Below are 19,660 nucleotides of genomic sequence, written 5' to 3' on the forward strand. Positions count from 1 at the left end.
ATTTTATGCGAATTATAAGAAGCTTACCCATACAACTTTCGGCCCTGCTGGTAATGGCCGGTTTGGTGAAAGTAACCGGGCAGCCTGCCTCCAATACTTTCCTGGCCTCCCGGGAATTGATGAATATTAAAAGAACATTACAGGATACCAGCCATAAGAGTTTTCAGGGTACTTATGTCATTGCTTATAATGATGGTACAAGTAATACGTTACATTACCACTACCGGGTATGCGGGAACAGGATGCATGTAGTATCAGACGATAGTTCCGAATTCATTCAAAGCGGGTTGTATTATTTGTTGTTAAAGCATAACAGGCAACGCGCCACGTTATCGCCACCGGTAGATGTTTTTAAATATCTGTTACAGGTCGATATTATGGGGGCTTCGTTTAACAAATCATATGTGAGTGGAATGGCTGTTGCAGATACCGGGGGGTACAAAAAGCTGTCGTACCTGTTTAAACCGGAAAGTCCTTACCGGCAATACGACATTATATATGATAAGACCAGCTATCTGATACAAGCTATTCAATACAGCTTCAATACGACCGGTGCAGTTGCTGCGCCGGCCGGCAGCAAAATGCCATTTACGGTGACCATTTCTTTCGGCAATTACCGGGTAGGAGGTTTCACCGATAGCGCCTTTTTAACCGATTCCTATTTTATCTGGAGTAAGGGAAAAGCAGGTATGGTAGCGCCTTATACCAGTTATCAACTAATCAATACTCTAAATCGATAAACCGTATCACATGCAACGGATAATTTACCGTTTATTGTTTTTATATCTTCTGCTCGGAAGCTTTCTTTCCGTTAAAGCCATAGATGAACGATATGCGGCTCGGGAGCTCAGTGGAAATTCGCTGGCGCCCGATTCAACCAGTATAGTAATGGATGAGGTATATTTCAATCCGCAGTTAAAGCCGCTGCAAACTACCTGGTTTGTAAAGAACCTGATCACATTTAAAATAAATGAAGACTACCGGCATGTATTGCCCGATGAGTTCATTGTTAACCTGAAATTCAGGATCCGATATACTGAAGATAACAATGGCACACCGGTTGTAACGGAGTCGGACCCTAAAACTTTGAATATCGAGTATACGAAGTATACCTCCTACAAGAATAAAGAAGTGTATATAGGAAGCAACTGGTACAAAGTGGAGATAATAATCGATTCCATTTGGGCCACGGAGGGTAACCTGAACGATTTCCGTGAAGCGTTGGTGCTTACCAATGAGATACTGATCAACCGTGAGTATGATTTTTCCTGCACCAATAACGCCATTCAAACGGTTTCCGGAAGCGATAGTGTATTGCTCAAAAAAGGCGAGTACAATGTGTCGTGGGCTCCGGAGCGGGCCGCCGATGAATATGACCTTGAATGGACTTATATTGACGAATTGTCGATAGACAATTATAAGGTGGGTGGACAGTTTGATCCCGGCAGATTATTTAAAAATAATGCAACGCGGGTAAGTGTAACCAGCGAATTCTATCATATACCAATGCTGTACGAAGCCTCAGGCCGGTTGTTTTACCGGGTAAGGGCTGTGCAGGTAAAGCGCGATGGCCAGCGCATAGAATCGGTATGGAGCTCAAACTATACCGGCGGTATGGGATCATACTTGTTCCAGGGCCATGATTCAACATTTAACTGGCAGGCTTCCACCAGTTTTGCCGAAGAAGGAAAACGGAAATCGGTAGTGCAGTATTTCGACGGCTCATTGAAAAGCAGACAAACCGTAACAAAGGATAATACTACCGATACCACTATTATCGCCGAAACCCTGTACGATTACCAGGGCCGGCCGGTGATACAGGTAATGCCAACGCCTTCCCTGAGCAGCATCATAAACTATACTCCCAATTTCAACAGGCTGAATGCACCGGGGACTGAATACAGGAAAAACGAATATGACGGCATGCTACAGGCCGATAATGTTTGTAAAGAGGGCGCCCCGGTGATGGATACAGTTTATGGCGCAGCGCAATATTATTCGGGCGCAAATCCGCTGGCATCTGAAGGGTACCATAAATATATACCCAATGCCAAAGGGTATGTATTTGCCGAAACGAGGTATACACCCGATAATACGGGCCGTATAAGCATGCAGGGGGGTGTTGGAGAAACTTACCAGATCGGTAAAGGGCATGAAACCAGCTACACTTATAACGGAGCAGATCAGGAAGAACTGGATGCCCTGTTTGGCACCGAAGTGGGAAATGCCAGTCATTATTTCAAAAATACCGTGCGCGATGCCAATGGGCAGGTAAGCATCAGTTATGTGGATATGCATGGCCGTACCATTGCCACTGCATTGGCCGGTACGCCACCTGTAGCCGTAGATGCCCTGTCTTCAAATAACACGAACTTCATATCCAAAAATCTGATCGACAGCAACAGGAATATCATAAAAGGTACGGTGATTGAAAGCAGCAACGGATTGTCGGTTACCAAAGCGGGTCCCCATCGGTTTAAGTACTCGTTGTTGCCAGACAGCATCAATATTTCAGACTGTAACAATAACACGGTTTGTTACGACTGTATATATGATTTGAGGATTACCATCACTGACGAATGCAATAACAGCACATTTACCAATGGCAAACAGGTGGTAATCAACCGCACCAATTATACAATAGATACTACCTGCGGCTCTCTGACGCTATTGCCTGCTGTTGATACTACCGTGTATTTAATGGAAGGCAGTTACCTGGTAACAAAAACGCTTACCCTGAATCAGCAGGCGATGGATCATTACCGGGAAGTGTTCCTGGCTAAAAATACCTGCAAAAGCCTTGAGCAAACCATTCAGGAACAAAAAAACCTGTTGGCAGCTACCCTTCAATGTGAACCTTCCTGTGCTACCTGTACAGCCAGTGTAAGCGATTGGGATACATTCCGCAGCGGGTACATGCAGCAAAATGGCATTCCTGTTAATGAGGAAGGAGCGTATTATACACAGGCATGGCGCGCTTTCAATGCCGAATTGGAAGAATGTAAAAAATTATGTGAAGGTCCTACATTGACCCAGACTACAAAAATGCAAATGCTGGCCGATGTAACTCCCCCTTCCGGCCAGTATGCGAACCCGGCCAATATTACCATGTACTCTATTTTCTATAAGCCCTATGATGACAAAGAAAATTACCAGGATGTCACCGTTTATCTTGATGAGAATGGAATGGTAGAAACCCGTGATCCTAAGATCATGGGCCGCGAAGAATTTATTGCCTCGTTTAAAAGCTCCTGGGCAGAAGCATTACTGGAGAAACACCCGGAGTATTTAAAACTGCAAAAATTTAATGAGCTGGCAGCAAGTAATACCTGGGACCAGCAATTTGGCAACACCCAAACATACCAGGAAGCTGTCGCCAGAGGTTATTTGAACCCGGGTGATTTTGCAACCCACCCCGCAGGCGCCGGTTTCGCTTATAATGCAACTTATCGCGATCCGTTCTTTACTGACCTGATAAATGATGGCAAGGTAAATCCTTATTTTAAAAACTTAATGGAGATGACGCTGCTGAGTAAAGTGCAGGAAGGTGGTAATGCGATATCCATGTGGTCGGTGGCAACTATGCTGGCCAATTGTTCTTCAGACGATGCTGCCTGCATGAATCAATATAAGCTTCTGAACAGCGCATTTTCTACCAGTACTGATTGTACGGGCGATCTTGACCTGGCCTGGAAATATTTCAGGGAAATGTATTTGCAGCGCAAACGGGAACTGATCGCCGATATTTTAAGGAATGCACAGGCTGTTCATCCGCTGTATGCCGATCTAAGCTCGCTGCCGAATTTAAAGCACAGGTTAAACTTCATTGATCCGCAGTTGATACCCGTGAGCGATATGCCCCTCACGGAGCAGGCTGCCCGCGATAGCGTTCAGACATATATCAATCAGAATTGTGCGTCTTATGTTCAGCAATGGTGGGAAGAACTGAAACCATGCAATTATAACAGCACCGATAGTTTATGGATCGTGCCAAGGCTTATACAGGTATGTGTGGAAGGTGGAGATTTAGAGCATTTGTTTGGCGCCAGTACAGTAAAACCATCCAGTACATATCAGTATAAAAATTTTGAAGAAGTATTGAAGGCGTATAGCGCTATCAGTGGCAGGTCGTACAATAGTACCTGTAACGTTTACCTCATGAGCGCACCGCTACCGTACGATCAGCAACCGGTATATATCAACAAACCGGTGTTTCAAAAGCCGGCTGACTGTGAATGCGAAATCTTAGATTCACTGAATGATCAATATCAGTTGGACGGAAAGGATGCCAGCCTGTCGGCTTACCTGCTGAGAACAACCGGAACAAAAATATCCCAGGGCGCGCTCGATACCTTGCGTTTGGCCTGCAACGGGCAGGTGAATTGCAACAACCTGGCTACCCCTGTTTACTTACCACCGGTATTGCAATGCGGGGTTAAGAATGTATGCGTGAGCTGCATAACGGTAGATACCCTGGTACGAAATTATAAACGCGATTTTCCATTCTCATTTCCAACCTATACAGAAGACGATAGTTTGCAAAGAGTAAATAACCGGCTCTTTGAGAACTACATGAATTACAATACAGGATTTTCCAAAACTGTGCAGGAATACCTGTCGTTTATAGATACTTGTAGTAAACAACATAATATTCCCTGTGACGAAGCATTGGTAGATCTTCTCGATCAGTTTAATGCCAATTATAAGAATAATTCAACGTATACGCCGGGCGGACAGTATAAAGGTGATACAACCGATTGGGCTATTTGGACACAATTTCCTGTGTCATGGGCTGAAAGTATTCAAAACGGGGTATTGACGTTTCCGTCGCGGGTTACGGGAGGCAGTGTAAACCCGGGCGCACTGGAATATGTTTACCTGAAACCAATGAAGATACCCGCTAATGGCTTTTCGATTGAAACAAGATTGAAATTTCCCGTGCTTGATTCAACGAATTGTAATGTACCCAATTTTCAATTTCAGCTCAGGCCTGTGGGTGGGTTTGTGAATGCCATGTTCTTTACCAAATCAATTCCATGTGGTAGAACCTATGGCAATTTCGATCTGGGCGACAGTACGCACCCCACTCCCAACCGTATTATTACCCAGCATAATGAGCTGGCCATCGATATGACCGATTGGGTGAAAATAAGAATGACCATCCGGAACAATAAGTACCAGATATATGTGGCCGATACGTTTCTAATGGAAATGCCCTATACGGGAACACTCACTGAAATGACCAGGTTCGGCCTGTTTTTCGGTACTGGCTCCAATTATTCAAAAGCTATTCCGGCTGTAGACTATATTAGGGTTTATAATGAATGCGATGGACTGGTGATGAACCAGGAGTTCAATTCGGTAAATGATAAAGTTTGTCCGGACCTTTCTGTAAGGGTTGCACCGGACGATTACAAAACGGTTTTTACCAGTTATTATAATGAAAACAGGAATACCAATCTTTCCTATGAGCAAATTGAGTCGCTTTATGCCAATGGTTGCAATGGGTTGAAATTAAATAGCTGTGATAATAAAAGTACCTGCAATAAACAGAAAGAATTACTTACTTCTTATACGCAGAAGCGGTTAACAGATTCTTCGCATTTTCATCGTAACAGAATTACAACGGAAGAGGATTTTACCTATTCGCTTTCGGATATTTATAAAAACGGGTATGCCCATATTCCTGACCAGTATATAAACACTACCAACTTTGGCTCCCATTACCGGAAATACGATACATTATGCGCCGGTAACGAGTTTACGTTTGTAACAAGGGTAAAAAAGCCAGGGCGCGACAGTACAACAACCAGTTTAACCGTACAGGTACATTTCATCGATGATGAAGGGTTTAAAAATTTCGGGGCGCATTTTTACCTGTTGCCGCCAAACCCAACCGCGGCGGATACAGCTTATGTATTGGCGCATAACGGAATGATAGGTTATTTAAGTTATTATTTGCCAACTTCTAATCATTTTATTGCAGATTATTTCGACTGGGCGGAAGTAAAAATTACCCGTAGCGCCGATAGCATATGGCGGGTTTATTACAACGACACGTTTATTAACCAGCTCTATGTTCCGAAAACGGTTAACCGGTTGGCGGGCTTCCAGGTTATTTTTCAGGGAAAGGCCAATAATGGATATGTGGATTATGTTAAGATCTATGATCAAAATAATAAGTTGCAGTATGTGGAAGAATTCGAAGATGCATTACAGTCGCCTTCGAACGAACCGGCTGCATTCAGATGCGAGGATAGTTGTAAGGCCAAATTTGCAAGGTATTATAATCAACAGACTCATTCTACTTTGACTTATGCCCAAATTGAACAGGAATATGCCAATTGTGGTATTACTCTGGATGGCTGTGGTTTTGTCACAACCTGCGACACCCTCACCAAATGGATGAATGATTATAAAAAGTATGGCGGTGTTCCGCACCTCGATGCTAGTGGAAGCGATACTACACACTGGAAAGTGGATTTCGGTGGTTGGAATTATACCGCCGAAGTACCGTTAGGAGAAGTGATCAGGAATGGTGTAATGGCTTTGCCAGACTATTATGCAGATACACTTTCCAAAACTTTTGTAGCCTTTGATTATATTAAAGATACGATATGTTTTGATACTACCGGGTTCACCTGGGAAAGCCGAATCAAGTTGCCGGATAGTCTTGCGAATATAGATGCATTTGGTACTATTTGGTGGGTTTACTTATACCCAAATAAAGAAGTGGGGGATATTTTGCTTACTATTTCGCCGTACGATGGACAAGGTACGGGCGTTTGTACCCATTTGAATGACCCCCTGAAGTCATGTATTCTACAGAACGCCGGGCTTCATTTGAATGACTGGACGGTAGTTAAGCTGCAGTTCCGTGGCAGGAATTTTAAAGTTTATATTGATGGTGTGCTGAAGTCGGAACGTACGTTGGATGCGCCCATATCGAATTTATATACTGCGAGTATAGCTCCACGTTCTTTGAAAGGGCAGGTAGATTACATAAGGATTTACGATGTCGATAGTACGATGTTGTATAATGAGGATTTCGATGATGCCCATAAGCTGGCGCAGATAAGTAACAAGGGAAAATGCGCGCCATGCGAAGTGAGCTTTGCCAATTATTTCAATGAGCGAAATAGTTCAAATTATACTTATGCCTCAATCGATTCAATATACTTTAACGGCTGTGGCGCTCATTTGAGTTTGTGCGGGGAACCTGCTTTGACACTTTGCGGCAAAACTGAACCGGTATTTGCTGCGGTAACCCCGAGGCAGCACACAACCTGTGCCGACAGCACCCTGTTTTCAAATTCAACGGGTACATTGATCCATGACGCATATCGCGATTCGCTTATAGGCAGTTTCAACGACCGGTACCTCGCCAAATGTTTAAAAGCCCGGTATAATGAAACCTTTACGCTTTATCAGCCGGTAAGTGAATATCACTATACGCTGTATTATTACGATCAGGCAGGTAACCTGGTAAAAACCATTCCACCCGAAGGAGTAGACGTAAGCAAATTCGGCCATGCCCGCGCATGGTCCGATTCGGTAAGAACAGCACATAGAAGAAACGAGGCGTTAACACCACAACATAAACTACCAACGCAGTACCGGTACAATACGTTGAACCAGGTAATGGCGCAAAAGTCGCCTGATGGCGGTTTGTCGGAATTCTGGTACGACAGGTTGGGCCGCCTCGCCATCAGCCGCAATGCAAAGCAGCGATTGGCCAGTGCAACGGAAGAGAACCGTTTATATAGTTATACAAAGTACGATTCACTGGGCCGTATAACGGAAGTAGGGCAGGTAAGCAACCAGGCATCGAACGGTGCTATGACCGATGCGGTAAGCCGTAATCAGCCGGTGTTGGAGAACTGGCTGGCTGCCTTGTACAGCCGTCGCGGACAGATCACCAATACAGTTTATGATCTGCCGTACCCCGGGTTTGTTAATTTTGGCGATCCCCGCCGGGTGATAACGCAGCGCAACCTGCGTAACCGGGTAAGTTATACAACGCTTACCGATACGGGTCTGTACAATATACCAAGCCAGGGTACTTTTTATACCTATGATATATTAGGTAATGTGGATCATCTGTTGCAGGATTATGGCGATGATGGTAATAATATTACATCCAATGTGATGAATAAGAATGGTAACCGGTGGAAGAAGATCAGTTACCAGTATGACCTCATCAGCGGAAAAGTGAATATGGTGATGTTCCAGCAGGGCTGGCGCGATGGATTTTTCCATCGGTACAGCTACGATGCGGAGAACCGTCTTACCCTGGTTGAAACAAGTAAGGATAGTTTGATTTGGGAGAAAGATGCCCGCTATGAGTATTACCGGCATGGGCCGCTGGCAAGGGTAACGCTGGGCGATCAGCAGGTGCAGGGTATTGATTATGCGTACACCTTGCAGGGTTGGTTAAAAGGCATCAACAGCACGGGCGGCAGCGAAACCTTCGATATGGGTGAAGATGGAAAAACGGGAAGTTTGAACCAGTTCACCGCCCGCGATGCGTTGGGATTGACGCTGAATTATTTTGGGAACGACTATACCGCAATAAGCGGAGGGGCGCCTTTCCCGGGATACAGCAGTAAATTGCCTGTTAACGAATTCCGTCCGCTCTATAATGGCAACATAAGCAGCAGCAGTGTATACCAAAGGAAGTTTGAAGGCGAAGTGGGCGGACCGCTTATCTTTTATAATTATAAGTACGATCAGTTAAACCGGTTAACGCAGCAGGATGCATTTACCGGGTTCAATACAACGACCAACGAATGGAGCAGCCCCATGACCAGTATGGGCGACCGGCTGAAAGAGCGGATAGCGTACGATGCGAATGGGAATATCCTGAAGTATTTGCGCAATAGCATTAATCCGCAGGCACGAATGGATAGCCTTACTTACCATTATTACGCCAATACCAACCAGTTACGGTGGATCAAAGACACAGTTGGCGCCGATGGGTTTATCCATCCTGAAAACCGGATAATAGATATTGATGGCCAGGTGGATGATAATTATATATATGATTCCATTGGTAACCTGGTCGCAGACAAGCAGGAAAACATTACCAGCATCAAATGGAATGTCTATGGTAAAATAGCAGAGATCACCAGAACGGCCACAGCCACGGTACCGGCCAGTAATATTAAATATACTTACGATGCGATGGGCAATCGCATTAGCCAGGTGATGACCGCTGATGGAACTAAAAAGTATACCTGGTATGTACGCGATGCACAGGGAAATATTCTTACGACTTATAGCGCCGAAGGCGCCAATACCGACCTGGGCACCCTTGATTTTAAACTATCTGACCGCTTCTTGTACGGCAGCAGCCGGTTAGGAACGATTGCGGCAAATGAAAGTGCAAATGGCGAACCGGGCAGTACCGAGTTTTACTATGAGAACCGAAAATTCCCTTACGAGCGTGGTTATAAGCAGTACGAGCTCACCAACCATTTAGGAAACGTACTGGCCACTGTATCAGATCGTAAATTTGGCGTATCTTCCGGCGGCAGTTCTTTGATAGATCACTATGATCCGCATATAGTGACCGCGCAGGATTACTATCCGTTTGGGATGTTGTCACGTGTAGCGCTGCCTAATAGTGGAAAAGATTACAAGTTTGGGTTTAATGGGAAGATGAATGATAATGATGTGAAGGGAGGATTGGGGAATCAGCAGGATTATGGGATGAGGATTTATGATCCGAGGATTGGAAGGTTTTTGAGTGTGGATCCGTTGCAGAGACAGTTTCCTGATTTAACACCTTACCAGTTTTCCGGCAACACTCCTATACAAGCTATAGATTTGGATGGATTGGAGCCACAAGGATTTATGGAATATTGGAAGGCAAAGACAAAAGAGTATCCAACGAAATGGGGATATACAGTACAAGATGTTTATGACTATAAAACTAAACAGACATGGACTGTGATGCATTACCCTAATACTAATGAATACTATTATTGGCAAACAAAATACGAAGGAGCAAACAAGCTATTTATACCACAAAATACCGGTCTGAATAGATATGAAAATCAATGGACGGGATTGTTTAAGCAATTTAAGCCAACACATCTAAGTGAGGATAGATCGTTTCATTATGCAATGGTTGGGATGTTATCAACACCTTTTGTTGCAATGGGAGCTATTGAAGGAAGTGCTGCGATATGGTCAACTGTTGAATCAAATGCTTTGAAGGTTATAGGAAATGCATTGCTTAAATATTGGTACCATGCACCAGCTATTGGTAAGATTGGAATGAATGTAGCTGAATTTTTAGATGAAAGTGGTTCAGTTGGCGGGGCAAAGGCGGCATATTTTACTGCAGGAAGCTTTGCTAAATATGGAGATGATATGATAGGTGGTTATTTTAATTTTGTTGGTGAAAAGAGCGGACTGGAAAGACAATTGGAACTTGGAGCCGAAATGGCTGCAGATGGAAAGCATCTAATTCTTAAAGGAATTTCTTATGTTAGGGATGCCATAACTAAAATAACGCTATCAAATGATGAAGCAAAAGGAGAATTAGGTCGAAATGGGTTAAATGCCATAATGGATTTGTATAAAAAGTATGCAAAAGAAAATGGGTTTGAAAAACTTACGGTGATCTATACTAGATCGGAAGGAAGTTCATCAAAAAATCCGGGATCAACGAAAGAATTCGTTTACGATTTAATTAATGAATAAACTAAGATAAAATGACAAAATATTCATTTATACCTGATGAAATGCGGAGCTTTTTTAAAGAAAATTATATAAATGATGATAAAGAGTCATTGGAACAAATATTAATAGCATTTAGGAAAAAGCGATGTTCCAATATTGCAATAGTAATGTTGCTTGTTGAACAGTTGGATATTTCAATGGAGAAAGCAAATAACATTCTTGTAAATTCAAGGTCTCTTAACACCAGTTTTGATGATTTATGATTACTCAGTGCAACCTCCACGAACTTTACACAATAAAGTGTTCGGATATTAAGTAATTAACAGTAAGACATAACACAAAGCCAGGCATAACAGCTTGGCTTTTTTCTTTTATAACAGTTGAAGAAGGTCTGGATTGACCTTCTTTTTTATTTCACCCCATTAAACACTATTACATGACTGTAAAGCTCAATACAGATAATCGGGAATACATTACATGGCAATTCGAACAACTCAATTTTGGGCTACTGGGTGGCCTTAAAATAGAAGGACTGGAAAGAATGCGTGTAACCCTTAAAGTGGAGTACAAACAGCAGGCAGTACGGCATAACCTTGACCTGTACAATAATGATAGCCTGGATAAACTGGTAAGGCGGTGTGCTGAAAGATTTACACTGGGTACGGCATACCTGGCTACTGCTTTTGCAACCCTGATCAACTTATTGGAAGAATACCGGCTGGAACAATTGCAGCTACTGGCAAAAGAAAAGGAACCGGTAAAGCAACTTACCGAAGCAGAAAGAAAAGAAGCTGAAGAATTTTTAAAGCAGCCGGCGCTATTGCAAAGAACCAATGAACTGATCGGGCGCAGTGGTGTAATAGGAGAAGAAAATAACCGGCTACTCATGTACCTGGTGTTTACCAGCAGGAAAAGGGAAGAACCGCTTCATGCAATAAGCCTGGGGAGCAGTGGCGCGGGTAAAACCCATTTACAGGAAAAAGTAGGGGAGTTAATGCCGGCAGAAGAGGTAATCCAGATTACCAGCCTGTCAGAGAACGCTCTGTACTATTTTGGAAAGCAGGAACTGAAACACAAATTGATCTTAATTGAAGATTTGGATGGAGCAGGGGAGGTGCTTTATCCATTACGTGAACTTCAAAGTAAAAAGATGATCTCCAAAACGGTGGTTTATAAGAATCAGGCAGGTGAAGCACAAACTGTTCATTTAAGGGTGGAGGGGCCAATTTGTGTTGCAGGATGCACAACAAAGGAATCTGTGTATGAAGATAACAGCAACCGTAGTTTCCTGGTACACCTGGATGAAAGCAAGGAGCAGGATGAAAAGATCATGCATTATCAACGGTTAAAAAGTGCTGGAAAAATTGATCTCAGAGAGCAGGCCAGGGTGAAACAACTTTTGCAGAATGTTCAACGGGTGTTAGTGCCTGTATCAGTAAGAAATCCTTATGCAGAATTATTACAACTACCGCCCGGTGTTTTTAAACCGAGAAGAACGAACGCCCATTATCTGGCCTTCATTGAAGTAATTACTTTCTACCACCAATACCAGCGGGAGCAAAAGAAAGATCAAACTACGGGTGAAGTTTATATTGAAACTACGGTAGCAGACATTAAAGCAGCTAACTTGCTAATGAGCGAAGTGTTACTGCGAAAGAGCGATGAATTACCAGGCGCCTGTAGGAACTATTATGAAGCGTTAAAACAGCACCTGCAACAGCAACTAAAGGATGGATTTACCAACAGGATGATCAGTAAAGAACTGCACATCCCTTTAAGTACGGTAAAACGACATAACTTTATGTTGTTGCCGACCAGGAAGAATACCAGCAGATGAAAAATAACATTACCACCGTGCTGGAAACCATTCTGAGCAATATACAGGCCACAGATCACCAGCCGACCAGCTCACCATCAGCTCAAAATACCACTGAGCCAGATATTTTATGGCTGTGGATTGAGAAAGATGGAAGGCACCAGGTTAAACCTCGATGATATTGATTTAACCAAAAAGCTGTTGTTTGTTCGAAATGGAAAGGAGGGAAGCAACGGTATGTACCTATTGCCAGTAAACACGCAGAGGATATTAAGAGTTATATTATGGAAGGCAGGGAATGGTTCTTACATGAACATTATGCCAGGGATTACACCAACAAACATGCAAAAAGAAAGCAGGCGTCTGATGATGGAGCCTTTTTTATTTCTCAAAAGGGTGGCAGGTTAACTGAATTCTATCCCCGGCTTACTTACCTAAAAGAAAAAGCAGGTATTGAAAAACAGTTTCGTTTGCACAGTCTCAGGCATAGTATTGCCACTCATTTACTCCAAAGTGGAATGCCTATAGTAGAAATAGCCCGTTTTCTTGGTCATGGTTCCCTCGATAGCACACAGATATACACCCATTTAAATAACGACTTAAATCATAGGCCAGATGGATGAATTTGAACAATACTTATTGGGGTTGAAGCTCAGTGAAAGCACTATTGCCGGGCATTGTTATAATGTGAAACTGTTTATTGGCTGGATTAATAAAGAAAAGCATATTGAAGCAGCCAGTGTAGGCTATAATGGTCTGCTAGCATACATTCAACACCAGAAGCAGAATAATTTAAGCCCTGCCACAATCAATTTGCGCCTGAACAGCATTACCCACTATTTTGACTACCTAAAGAAGATTGATGAGGTAAGAAAGAACCCAGCAAGAACACTACGGGTAAAGGGAACAGTTAAGCGGGTAGTTGAGAATCCTTTAAGTGTAGATGAGCTACAGGCTTTGTACGATCATTACAAGCTGTTAAAGAAGGTTTCACCGCATCAGCTTAACACAGACCTAGCCCATCAGCGTAACATAGTCATATTGGGGTTATTGGTATATCAGGGTGTACATAGTGGAGAGCTACAAAAGATGGAAGTAAACCATGTTTCAGTAGATGCCGGAACTGTATACATTCCATCTTCTAGCAAGAGCAATAGCAGAACCCTTCAGTTAAAACCTGCTCAGATTCTGCCTATTTATGAATATCTACAGGATACCAGACCCCAACTAAAACCAATGGGGGAAGAGCTATTCCCCGGTAATCTGCACAATACTATTTATTTGCTGGTTCAGGAGCTACAGGGCATAAATCCGATAATTACCAATGCCTTACATATTCGCGGTTCAGTGATCATTAATTGGTTGAAGGTGTATAATAAGAGGCAGGTTCAGTATATGGCTGGACATAAATATATCAGTAGCACTGAGGCGTATGCTGTACAGAATTTGGATACTTTACAGGACGAATTGAGCAAACATCACCCTTTTGGATAATCATTAAAAATCATTAAATTTGTTGAAAATCAATGTAATGAGAACTGCAATTATCCGTCAAAAGCTGCATCAATTCATTGAAACCGCAGAGGAAAAGAAAGTGAAGGCTATATATGCACTATTAGAAGATGAAATTGCTCAGGATGAATGGGAGTATACCGACGAGTTTAAAGCTGACCTTGACCGCAGGTTTGCATATTATAAGGATGGAGGCAAAATGGTAAGTGCAAAGGATGCCAACAAACAAATTAATGAGTTATTTAAGAAGAGTAAGAAGAAATGAGTTACAGGTATATTTATGACCCTGTTGCTTTGAATGAATTTAAGGACGCTATTAGTTGGTATTTGGAACGGAGTGAACTTGCAGCAGAAGGCTTTATTAAAGAGGTAAATGAAAAATTGGCTGTAATTTGTAACAACCCTTTTCGCTTCCGAAATACATATCAGTACTACCGTGAAATATCATTGAAGAAATATCCTTATTATATTGTTTATTTGGTAGATGAGGTTAAGAAGGTAGTTGTTGTTTCATCTGTATACCATCATAAGCGAAAACCTCAGAAGAAATACAGGAAGTAAATCTATCACTCCACCCGTAAATGAACAGTTTGTGCTTAGCCAGCCTGGTTCTTATATACCACCGTTTTGGTGATCGTCTTTTTACTTTGCAGCTCACGTAAGGGATAAAGCACCTCTCCTGCTCCATCCAAATCTTCAATTAAGATCAATTTGTGTTTCAGTTCCTGTTTGCCGAAGATTCCCAGACTGAAATTTTCGAGTTTATTGAGATGTATTACAATCCTAAAAGATTGCATTCCTCTATTGGTTATTTATCACCTAATGCATTTGAAAACACTCTATAGCTATATGCAAATATCATTACGCTGGCTCATATCACCAGGCAACCTGAGTCCGCCCAAAAACACCTGAAAAAGTTTTATCAAAGAACTTCTAATGCTCCGATACCGGAAATATTCCTGACAGGTTGCTCCTCAGCAGAGCCTGTTTCCGGCAAAACAAATGTATGCATATTTGGTGTATGCGAATAAAAATAAAACCCTCTACAACTCAATGAGGACAAGTATTTGGCAAGAAGGAGAAGCTCGATTTTTTAAAGAAAAAAAGAAGAAAAAAAAGAAAAAGAAAAGGAATGGGCTTCGCCCATATATTATTTTATTAGGTTTGCAGAGGCATTGGATCAAAGCATATATCCTGATCTGACAACATGAGTTCTACTACTAAAACATATCTATTAACCTAAGAGACTCTACTGTCCGGCTAAATCGACCCACCTCAAACATCACCCATTTGGATAATCACTAAAAATCATTAAATATTTTGAAAATCAATGTATTTATGGCACCAGCTAATATTCGTCAGAAACTACATCAATATATAGATAAAGGGGATGAAAAGTTGTTGAAACTGATGTATAATTAACTCGATAAGGCATGTAAAAAGAAAACCGAAGTACTGAACTGTAAATACAAGGCTGTATCAATTTGATGCAGCTTTTTTTGTTTACGGGTTTTAAGGTGTGGGGTTAAAATCTATTTAAAAAGTCATTGCATAAAGCAGTGGCTTTTTTTATGCTCCTACTTGTTGAATGGTCGCAGAGGTTTAAAATATGATGAAAAATACTGACACTGAAAAAAATGAATAGAAATACAATTTATAAATTATTTCCCTGCCCTTGTTGTGACTATAAAATTCCTGGGAGTTGTAGAAAAGGATAGAATGCTTAAATATAGAAAGTAAATGTAGATGTTAAACGAAAAAATACCATCGTAAAAATTACAGAACATGAGAGTGTTTAATAGCCATTGCCTTAAGCAGTGGCTTTTTGGTGCTCGTTCTATGTAAAAACGTACTGGTTATTTGAAAATATAATATGGAGTATTTGACAAAAATTACAGAAACTGTATATTAGCGCGGCTATTCCAGAACGGAATTGCCGTAAATCCTACATCTCTTATGAACCTGACTACTTTTTTAACGCTTTTAGTTTCCTCGTTTTTACCCAATTCATCGATCAAAACAGCTCATGACCCGCAACCTGCATTGGGATGCGCAAGTTATGTTGATGCCAAACTTAATCTGACTGTATATACCGGTGTAGATAAAGAACCGGAATTTCCGGGCGGATCGTCTGCTTTGGGACAGTATATTAACAGCAACCTCATCGAGGGGAATCTTGACCCCGCTGTTGATTGCAATGTCAAATTAAAAATGATCGTAGATGCTGCCGGAAAAATCCAAAAAGCAGTGCCTATGCATGGCGATATAGAGGTGAAAGAACCGAATGCCAATGAAAAAGAGGTAATGCGCGTGTATCTTAAATCAGGGGTTTGGGTACCCGGCAAATGCGGGGGAAACGCCGTCGCGGCTGAATTTGTGCAATCGTTTACTCCCTGCATCAAGTAAAAATATTTTTTGCTGGTGATAGCCATCTGCCAACGGGCGGATGGCTTTTTTTGTGCCCAACGGGTAGTAATAGGTGCTACCGCAATACTATTTAACGAAATAGAGCAATTGTTCTGTACAAAAAAGTATAACCATAATATTTACCTCTTCCGGAATAAAATTAATATTTTTACATACATTTGCCCGCCTTAAAATTCGTCCAATCTTCTACTAAAGACATTTCCCGTTTTCGATCCCATTTAAAAGGTATTTTAAACAGTTTTCAAAACCTTAAAAGAATAATAACCCTAAATTTTATGTTCAGGTCTCACTGTGTGTTGGGCATTTTATTGCTCTCGTTATTTTTTTCCGTTTTGTTCGGATGTAAAAAAGTCTCCGAGGAAGAAAACTGTTCGGCCATACAACAAGTGACGATAGCAGCTGAAAAGAACAGTTTTTATGTTGGCGATGAAATTTATTTAAGAGCCAAATTTGATGATTTATCTTTTTCCGCTTATTACAGTTGGACTCACACAAATCGCGTAAATAATATATCCACCTCACCAGAGGTGCATATTCATTCTGCTGAAAAGGCCGATGAGGGATGGTTTTATATGCAGGTAAGCTATCCCGGATGCGCTGTTCTAATAGACAGTGTGTATGTATCTGTTAAAAACAAACCAGCGGTTTCACCCTGTAATCCAACTAATAATGCAGTAACCTTTTCGACAATACCCGATATTGCTCCTGCTACGGTTACCTGGTCATATGATGATGGATGGAAACGTAGAGTATTAGAAGCCTACAGTGATTGGATATATCCTGATTTCAAAATTTACTTTAATACTTTTTGGGATGCCAAAGAACCTGAAGACGGTGAATACAATATTGTTGGTATGGCGGCAACTAATGAATATCCTCCATATACGGTTTATATCAGCTCCCTATACTCTGGAATTTTCCTTCAGGCTGGCTCAGGTAAAGTGTACGTGTCGCATGTTAATAACAAACTTCGAGTTACCTTCTGTAATATAACGCTTAGTGGTTACTCGGGTGGACCTGTGAAGACTACAGCCACCGGAGCACTTACTGCACCATAAGCATAATATGTATAAAAATGTAATTAAATCAATAACAAATATTCAAAGACTGTAAATGATGAAGCTTTTAACTCCAATTGTTTTAATAGGAGTACTGATCTTAAATACACAATGTGGGCCTACAATAAGAATTACAGAAAATGACAAAGACCAACTGGATCCTAATTTTGCAGGCTATACTGGTACTTTATTAGTAATAAAAAACCGTGATAACAATCGTTACAATAGTTTTGACAGGTATACAATTAAAGGTCTCCGAAAATATTACAAAGGTGATTTCATTATCATAAGAGAAAAAGATTTGTCAAAATATTCCGACCTGGACAAATATCGATTTTTAGTAAGAGCCATAGTTATAGGGCACTATGGAGGAAATTTTAATGGACGGGCTGTTTATGACGATAAAAGCCATTACTACATGAAAGATCGAAAAACTCAAAAAGAATATAAAACGAGAGAATATACAGGTTACATGGCTATGGATCAGTTTCCTATAGCAATTGAAGCATTAAGGGTATCAAAACAGAAAGAGCAATAAAATTAAATTAGTGATATAAAATAGAGTAGAATAGTAAGGTTGTAGTGTAACCTTACTGTGTTTTTTGAAGAGGTTGTCTCAAAAGTAAACTGAAGGCTCTGAGAATTTTCTAAACGAAAATTTTCTCCATCAGGTACCCGGGAAAAATCGGACAAAAATTACTTTTGAGGCAGCCTCTTTTCTTTGTATCTTAATATGCTGACAGCAGTTTATCTTTATCATCTGAGAGACCATATGCATCCGCGTCAGTCAGGTGTCCGTCTAAACTGCTTACCCGTGTAAGTTTTTTACCCTGCCGAAATACAAGTTGCAATCCATGCTCTTCTTCCCATTCACAATTTAAGCTAATGCTGATATAAATGTCCTGGTCACGCCTGTGACGCCTTTGAACGGTAATTCCATGCGGTGTGACGAAGTTCCAGATGGATTGCTCGTTCTCCAGTTCCTTAAGTTCTTCACTTAAGCTGGATGTCCCTGCAGCACACTTGAAATCTTCTAAATTATCAAATACAAATGATGAAATAGCCAGGCGGTCGTCCTTTCCTTTTTGCAGGAAGTTAGACAAGGCCTCATCTGCCTGTTGCAAAAAAAAGTAATCCTGACCGGGGGTAAAACCGACCATGGTAACGCAAAGCCTGGTGTTATCAAAGAATGGTATGGGTATAAACTCTGCGTGCCACCAATTATTGAATTCCTCATCCTGCGTAAGGTCGCCTATAACCTTTGACGTGATTGTTTTCATTTGATAAAGATTGGTAATATAATAGTTGGCAATATACAAATACATTGGGAGAATCCTATATCAGCTTTACACTATAAATCCAAAAGATACGATTAACATGCGGTCGCTAAAGAACGGCACAAATATAGATACAACATCCGCCAGGGTGCTGGTAAATATTATTCATGATTTTATAAAGGTTGTGGATAGTAATCAGAAGAAGGATAAAGCGAACAGACATAAATAATCTTACCTGGTTTCAAAGATCTAACTTACCTTGACTAAATATTAGAATTGATTCTGATCAGGATATTTTTTGATAGCTTGTATTGCTCCAATTTTTTTCCTAAGTTTATACATCCCACCGGCTTCATCCAGCCTCTATGTAAACCCGCTCTGATTGGTAAAGATTAGTAATTGTATTTAATACATAATCTAAATCGTTTACCATGGATATGGATGAATTCTTCAACTCGCCCGAAGCAAGGCGGCAGGCTGAAAAATTGAAACAGAAAGCGCGCTTGTCAATCGCTACGCTAAAACCACAGGATACGCCATGGGCTACTGTTTACGGGTTAAACTACCTGACCGCTGAAACAATTGAGATAGTCACACCAAGGGTTATGGATTGGTTCGATAAAAATCCATATGGGGAGCCTCATTACTGCCGCAAAGATAATTACCAGCTAGTTTTATGGACCAACCAGGTAGCCGAATTGCTTAATAAGGATATACGAACTGCACAGAGAATACTGGCAGTAAACCGCATTTTTTTTAGTAAACCTCCCAGGTATCATATTACGGTTAACGAATTTTGTTGTATACACGACAGGTCTGAAGAAGAGATCCGGATAACATTGAAGAAAATAAAACCAGATATGAGCATACACTAATGCCCA

Annotated in this window: 14 protein-coding genes and 1 pseudogene; 13 read left to right on the forward strand and 2 right to left on the reverse strand. The window is 41.4% G+C overall.

The window, feature by feature from the left end:
- The first annotated feature begins 5 nt into the window (after positions 1 to 5).
- The 8 genes and pseudogenes from A4R26_RS00945 (at position 6) to A4R26_RS36000 (ending at position 14,578) form a co-directional block, all read left to right on the forward strand.
- Positions 6 to 740 carry a LolA3 family protein gene (locus A4R26_RS00945; RefSeq protein ID WP_081158716.1) on the forward strand — a complete coding sequence of 245 codons (735 nt, stop codon included), beginning with the start codon at positions 6 to 8 and terminating at the stop codon, positions 738 to 740.
- A gap of 10 nt (positions 741 to 750) precedes the next feature.
- Entirely contained in the window at positions 751 to 10,710 is a 9,960-nt protein-coding gene (locus A4R26_RS00950) for an RHS repeat domain-containing protein (RefSeq protein WP_081158717.1), read from the forward strand.
- A gap of 11 nt (positions 10,711 to 10,721) precedes the next feature.
- A complete protein-coding gene (locus tag A4R26_RS00955; protein ID WP_081158719.1) occupies positions 10,722 to 10,952 on the forward strand; it encodes a hypothetical protein in 231 nt (76 codons plus the stop codon).
- A gap of 173 nt (positions 10,953 to 11,125) precedes the next feature.
- On the forward strand, positions 11,126 to 12,526 hold the full coding sequence (locus tag A4R26_RS00960) for an MTBMA_p00010-related P-loop-containing protein (protein ID WP_081158721.1): 1,401 nt from the start codon (positions 11,126 to 11,128) through the stop codon (positions 12,524 to 12,526).
- Between the two features lie 176 nt (positions 12,527 to 12,702).
- Positions 12,703 to 13,128, forward strand: a pseudogene (locus tag A4R26_RS34720) (tyrosine-type recombinase/integrase); the annotation flags it as partial.
- Positions 13,121 to 13,999 carry a tyrosine-type recombinase/integrase gene (locus A4R26_RS00970; protein ID WP_081158725.1) on the forward strand — a complete coding sequence of 293 codons (879 nt, stop codon included), beginning with the start codon at positions 13,121 to 13,123 and terminating at the stop codon, positions 13,997 to 13,999. The pseudogene A4R26_RS34720 and the gene A4R26_RS00970, both read left to right, overlap by 8 nt.
- A gap of 37 nt (positions 14,000 to 14,036) precedes the next feature.
- Entirely contained in the window at positions 14,037 to 14,282 is a 246-nt protein-coding gene (locus tag A4R26_RS00975; protein WP_081158727.1) for a hypothetical protein, read from the forward strand.
- Positions 14,279 to 14,578 (forward strand): type II toxin-antitoxin system RelE/ParE family toxin, encoded by a 300-nt coding sequence (locus tag A4R26_RS36000; RefSeq protein WP_081158729.1) that lies wholly within the window; start codon positions 14,279 to 14,281, stop codon positions 14,576 to 14,578. The genes A4R26_RS00975 and A4R26_RS36000 overlap by 4 nt, the downstream gene beginning before the upstream one ends.
- Positions 14,579 to 14,613: 35 nt before the next feature.
- Here A4R26_RS36000 and A4R26_RS35545 read toward each other — a convergent pair whose 3' ends face one another.
- Entirely contained in the window at positions 14,614 to 14,814 is a 201-nt protein-coding gene (locus tag A4R26_RS35545; protein WP_242674793.1) for a hypothetical protein, read from the reverse strand.
- Here A4R26_RS35545 and A4R26_RS36005 point away from each other — a divergent pair.
- From A4R26_RS36005 to A4R26_RS01005, 4 genes are all read left to right on the forward strand, one after another.
- Positions 14,782 to 14,862 carry a hypothetical protein gene (locus A4R26_RS36005; RefSeq protein ID WP_500684384.1) on the forward strand — a complete coding sequence of 27 codons (81 nt, stop codon included), beginning with the start codon at positions 14,782 to 14,784 and terminating at the stop codon, positions 14,860 to 14,862. The two genes, A4R26_RS35545 and A4R26_RS36005, sit on opposite strands and share 33 nt — an antisense overlap.
- 1,111 nt (positions 14,863 to 15,973) lie before the next feature.
- Positions 15,974 to 16,423 (forward strand): hypothetical protein, encoded by a 450-nt coding sequence (locus A4R26_RS00995; protein WP_081158735.1) that lies wholly within the window; start codon positions 15,974 to 15,976, stop codon positions 16,421 to 16,423.
- A 296-nt stretch (positions 16,424 to 16,719) separates the two neighbouring features.
- Complete coding sequence (locus tag A4R26_RS01000) at positions 16,720 to 17,502, forward strand: hypothetical protein (RefSeq protein ID WP_081158737.1); 783 nt, start codon at positions 16,720 to 16,722, stop codon at positions 17,500 to 17,502.
- A gap of 55 nt (positions 17,503 to 17,557) precedes the next feature.
- Positions 17,558 to 18,040: a hypothetical protein gene (locus tag A4R26_RS01005; RefSeq protein ID WP_081158739.1), complete on the forward strand. Its 483-nt coding sequence runs from the start codon at positions 17,558 to 17,560 to the stop codon at positions 18,038 to 18,040.
- 190 nt (positions 18,041 to 18,230) lie between these two features.
- Here the strand turns inward: A4R26_RS01005 and A4R26_RS01010 are convergent, their stop codons facing one another.
- Entirely contained in the window at positions 18,231 to 18,782 is a 552-nt protein-coding gene (locus A4R26_RS01010; protein ID WP_081158741.1) for a DUF6985 domain-containing protein, read from the reverse strand.
- 428 nt (positions 18,783 to 19,210) lie between these two features.
- On the opposite strand from A4R26_RS01010, the gene A4R26_RS01015 reads away from it, so the two are divergent.
- Positions 19,211 to 19,654 (forward strand): hypothetical protein, encoded by a 444-nt coding sequence (locus A4R26_RS01015; protein ID WP_081158743.1) that lies wholly within the window; start codon positions 19,211 to 19,213, stop codon positions 19,652 to 19,654.
- Positions 19,655 to 19,660: the final 6 nt, after the last annotated feature.

Source organism: Niastella populi (assembly GCF_002078015.1).
Classification (GTDB): Bacteria; Bacteroidota; Bacteroidia; order Chitinophagales; family Chitinophagaceae; genus Niastella; species Niastella populi.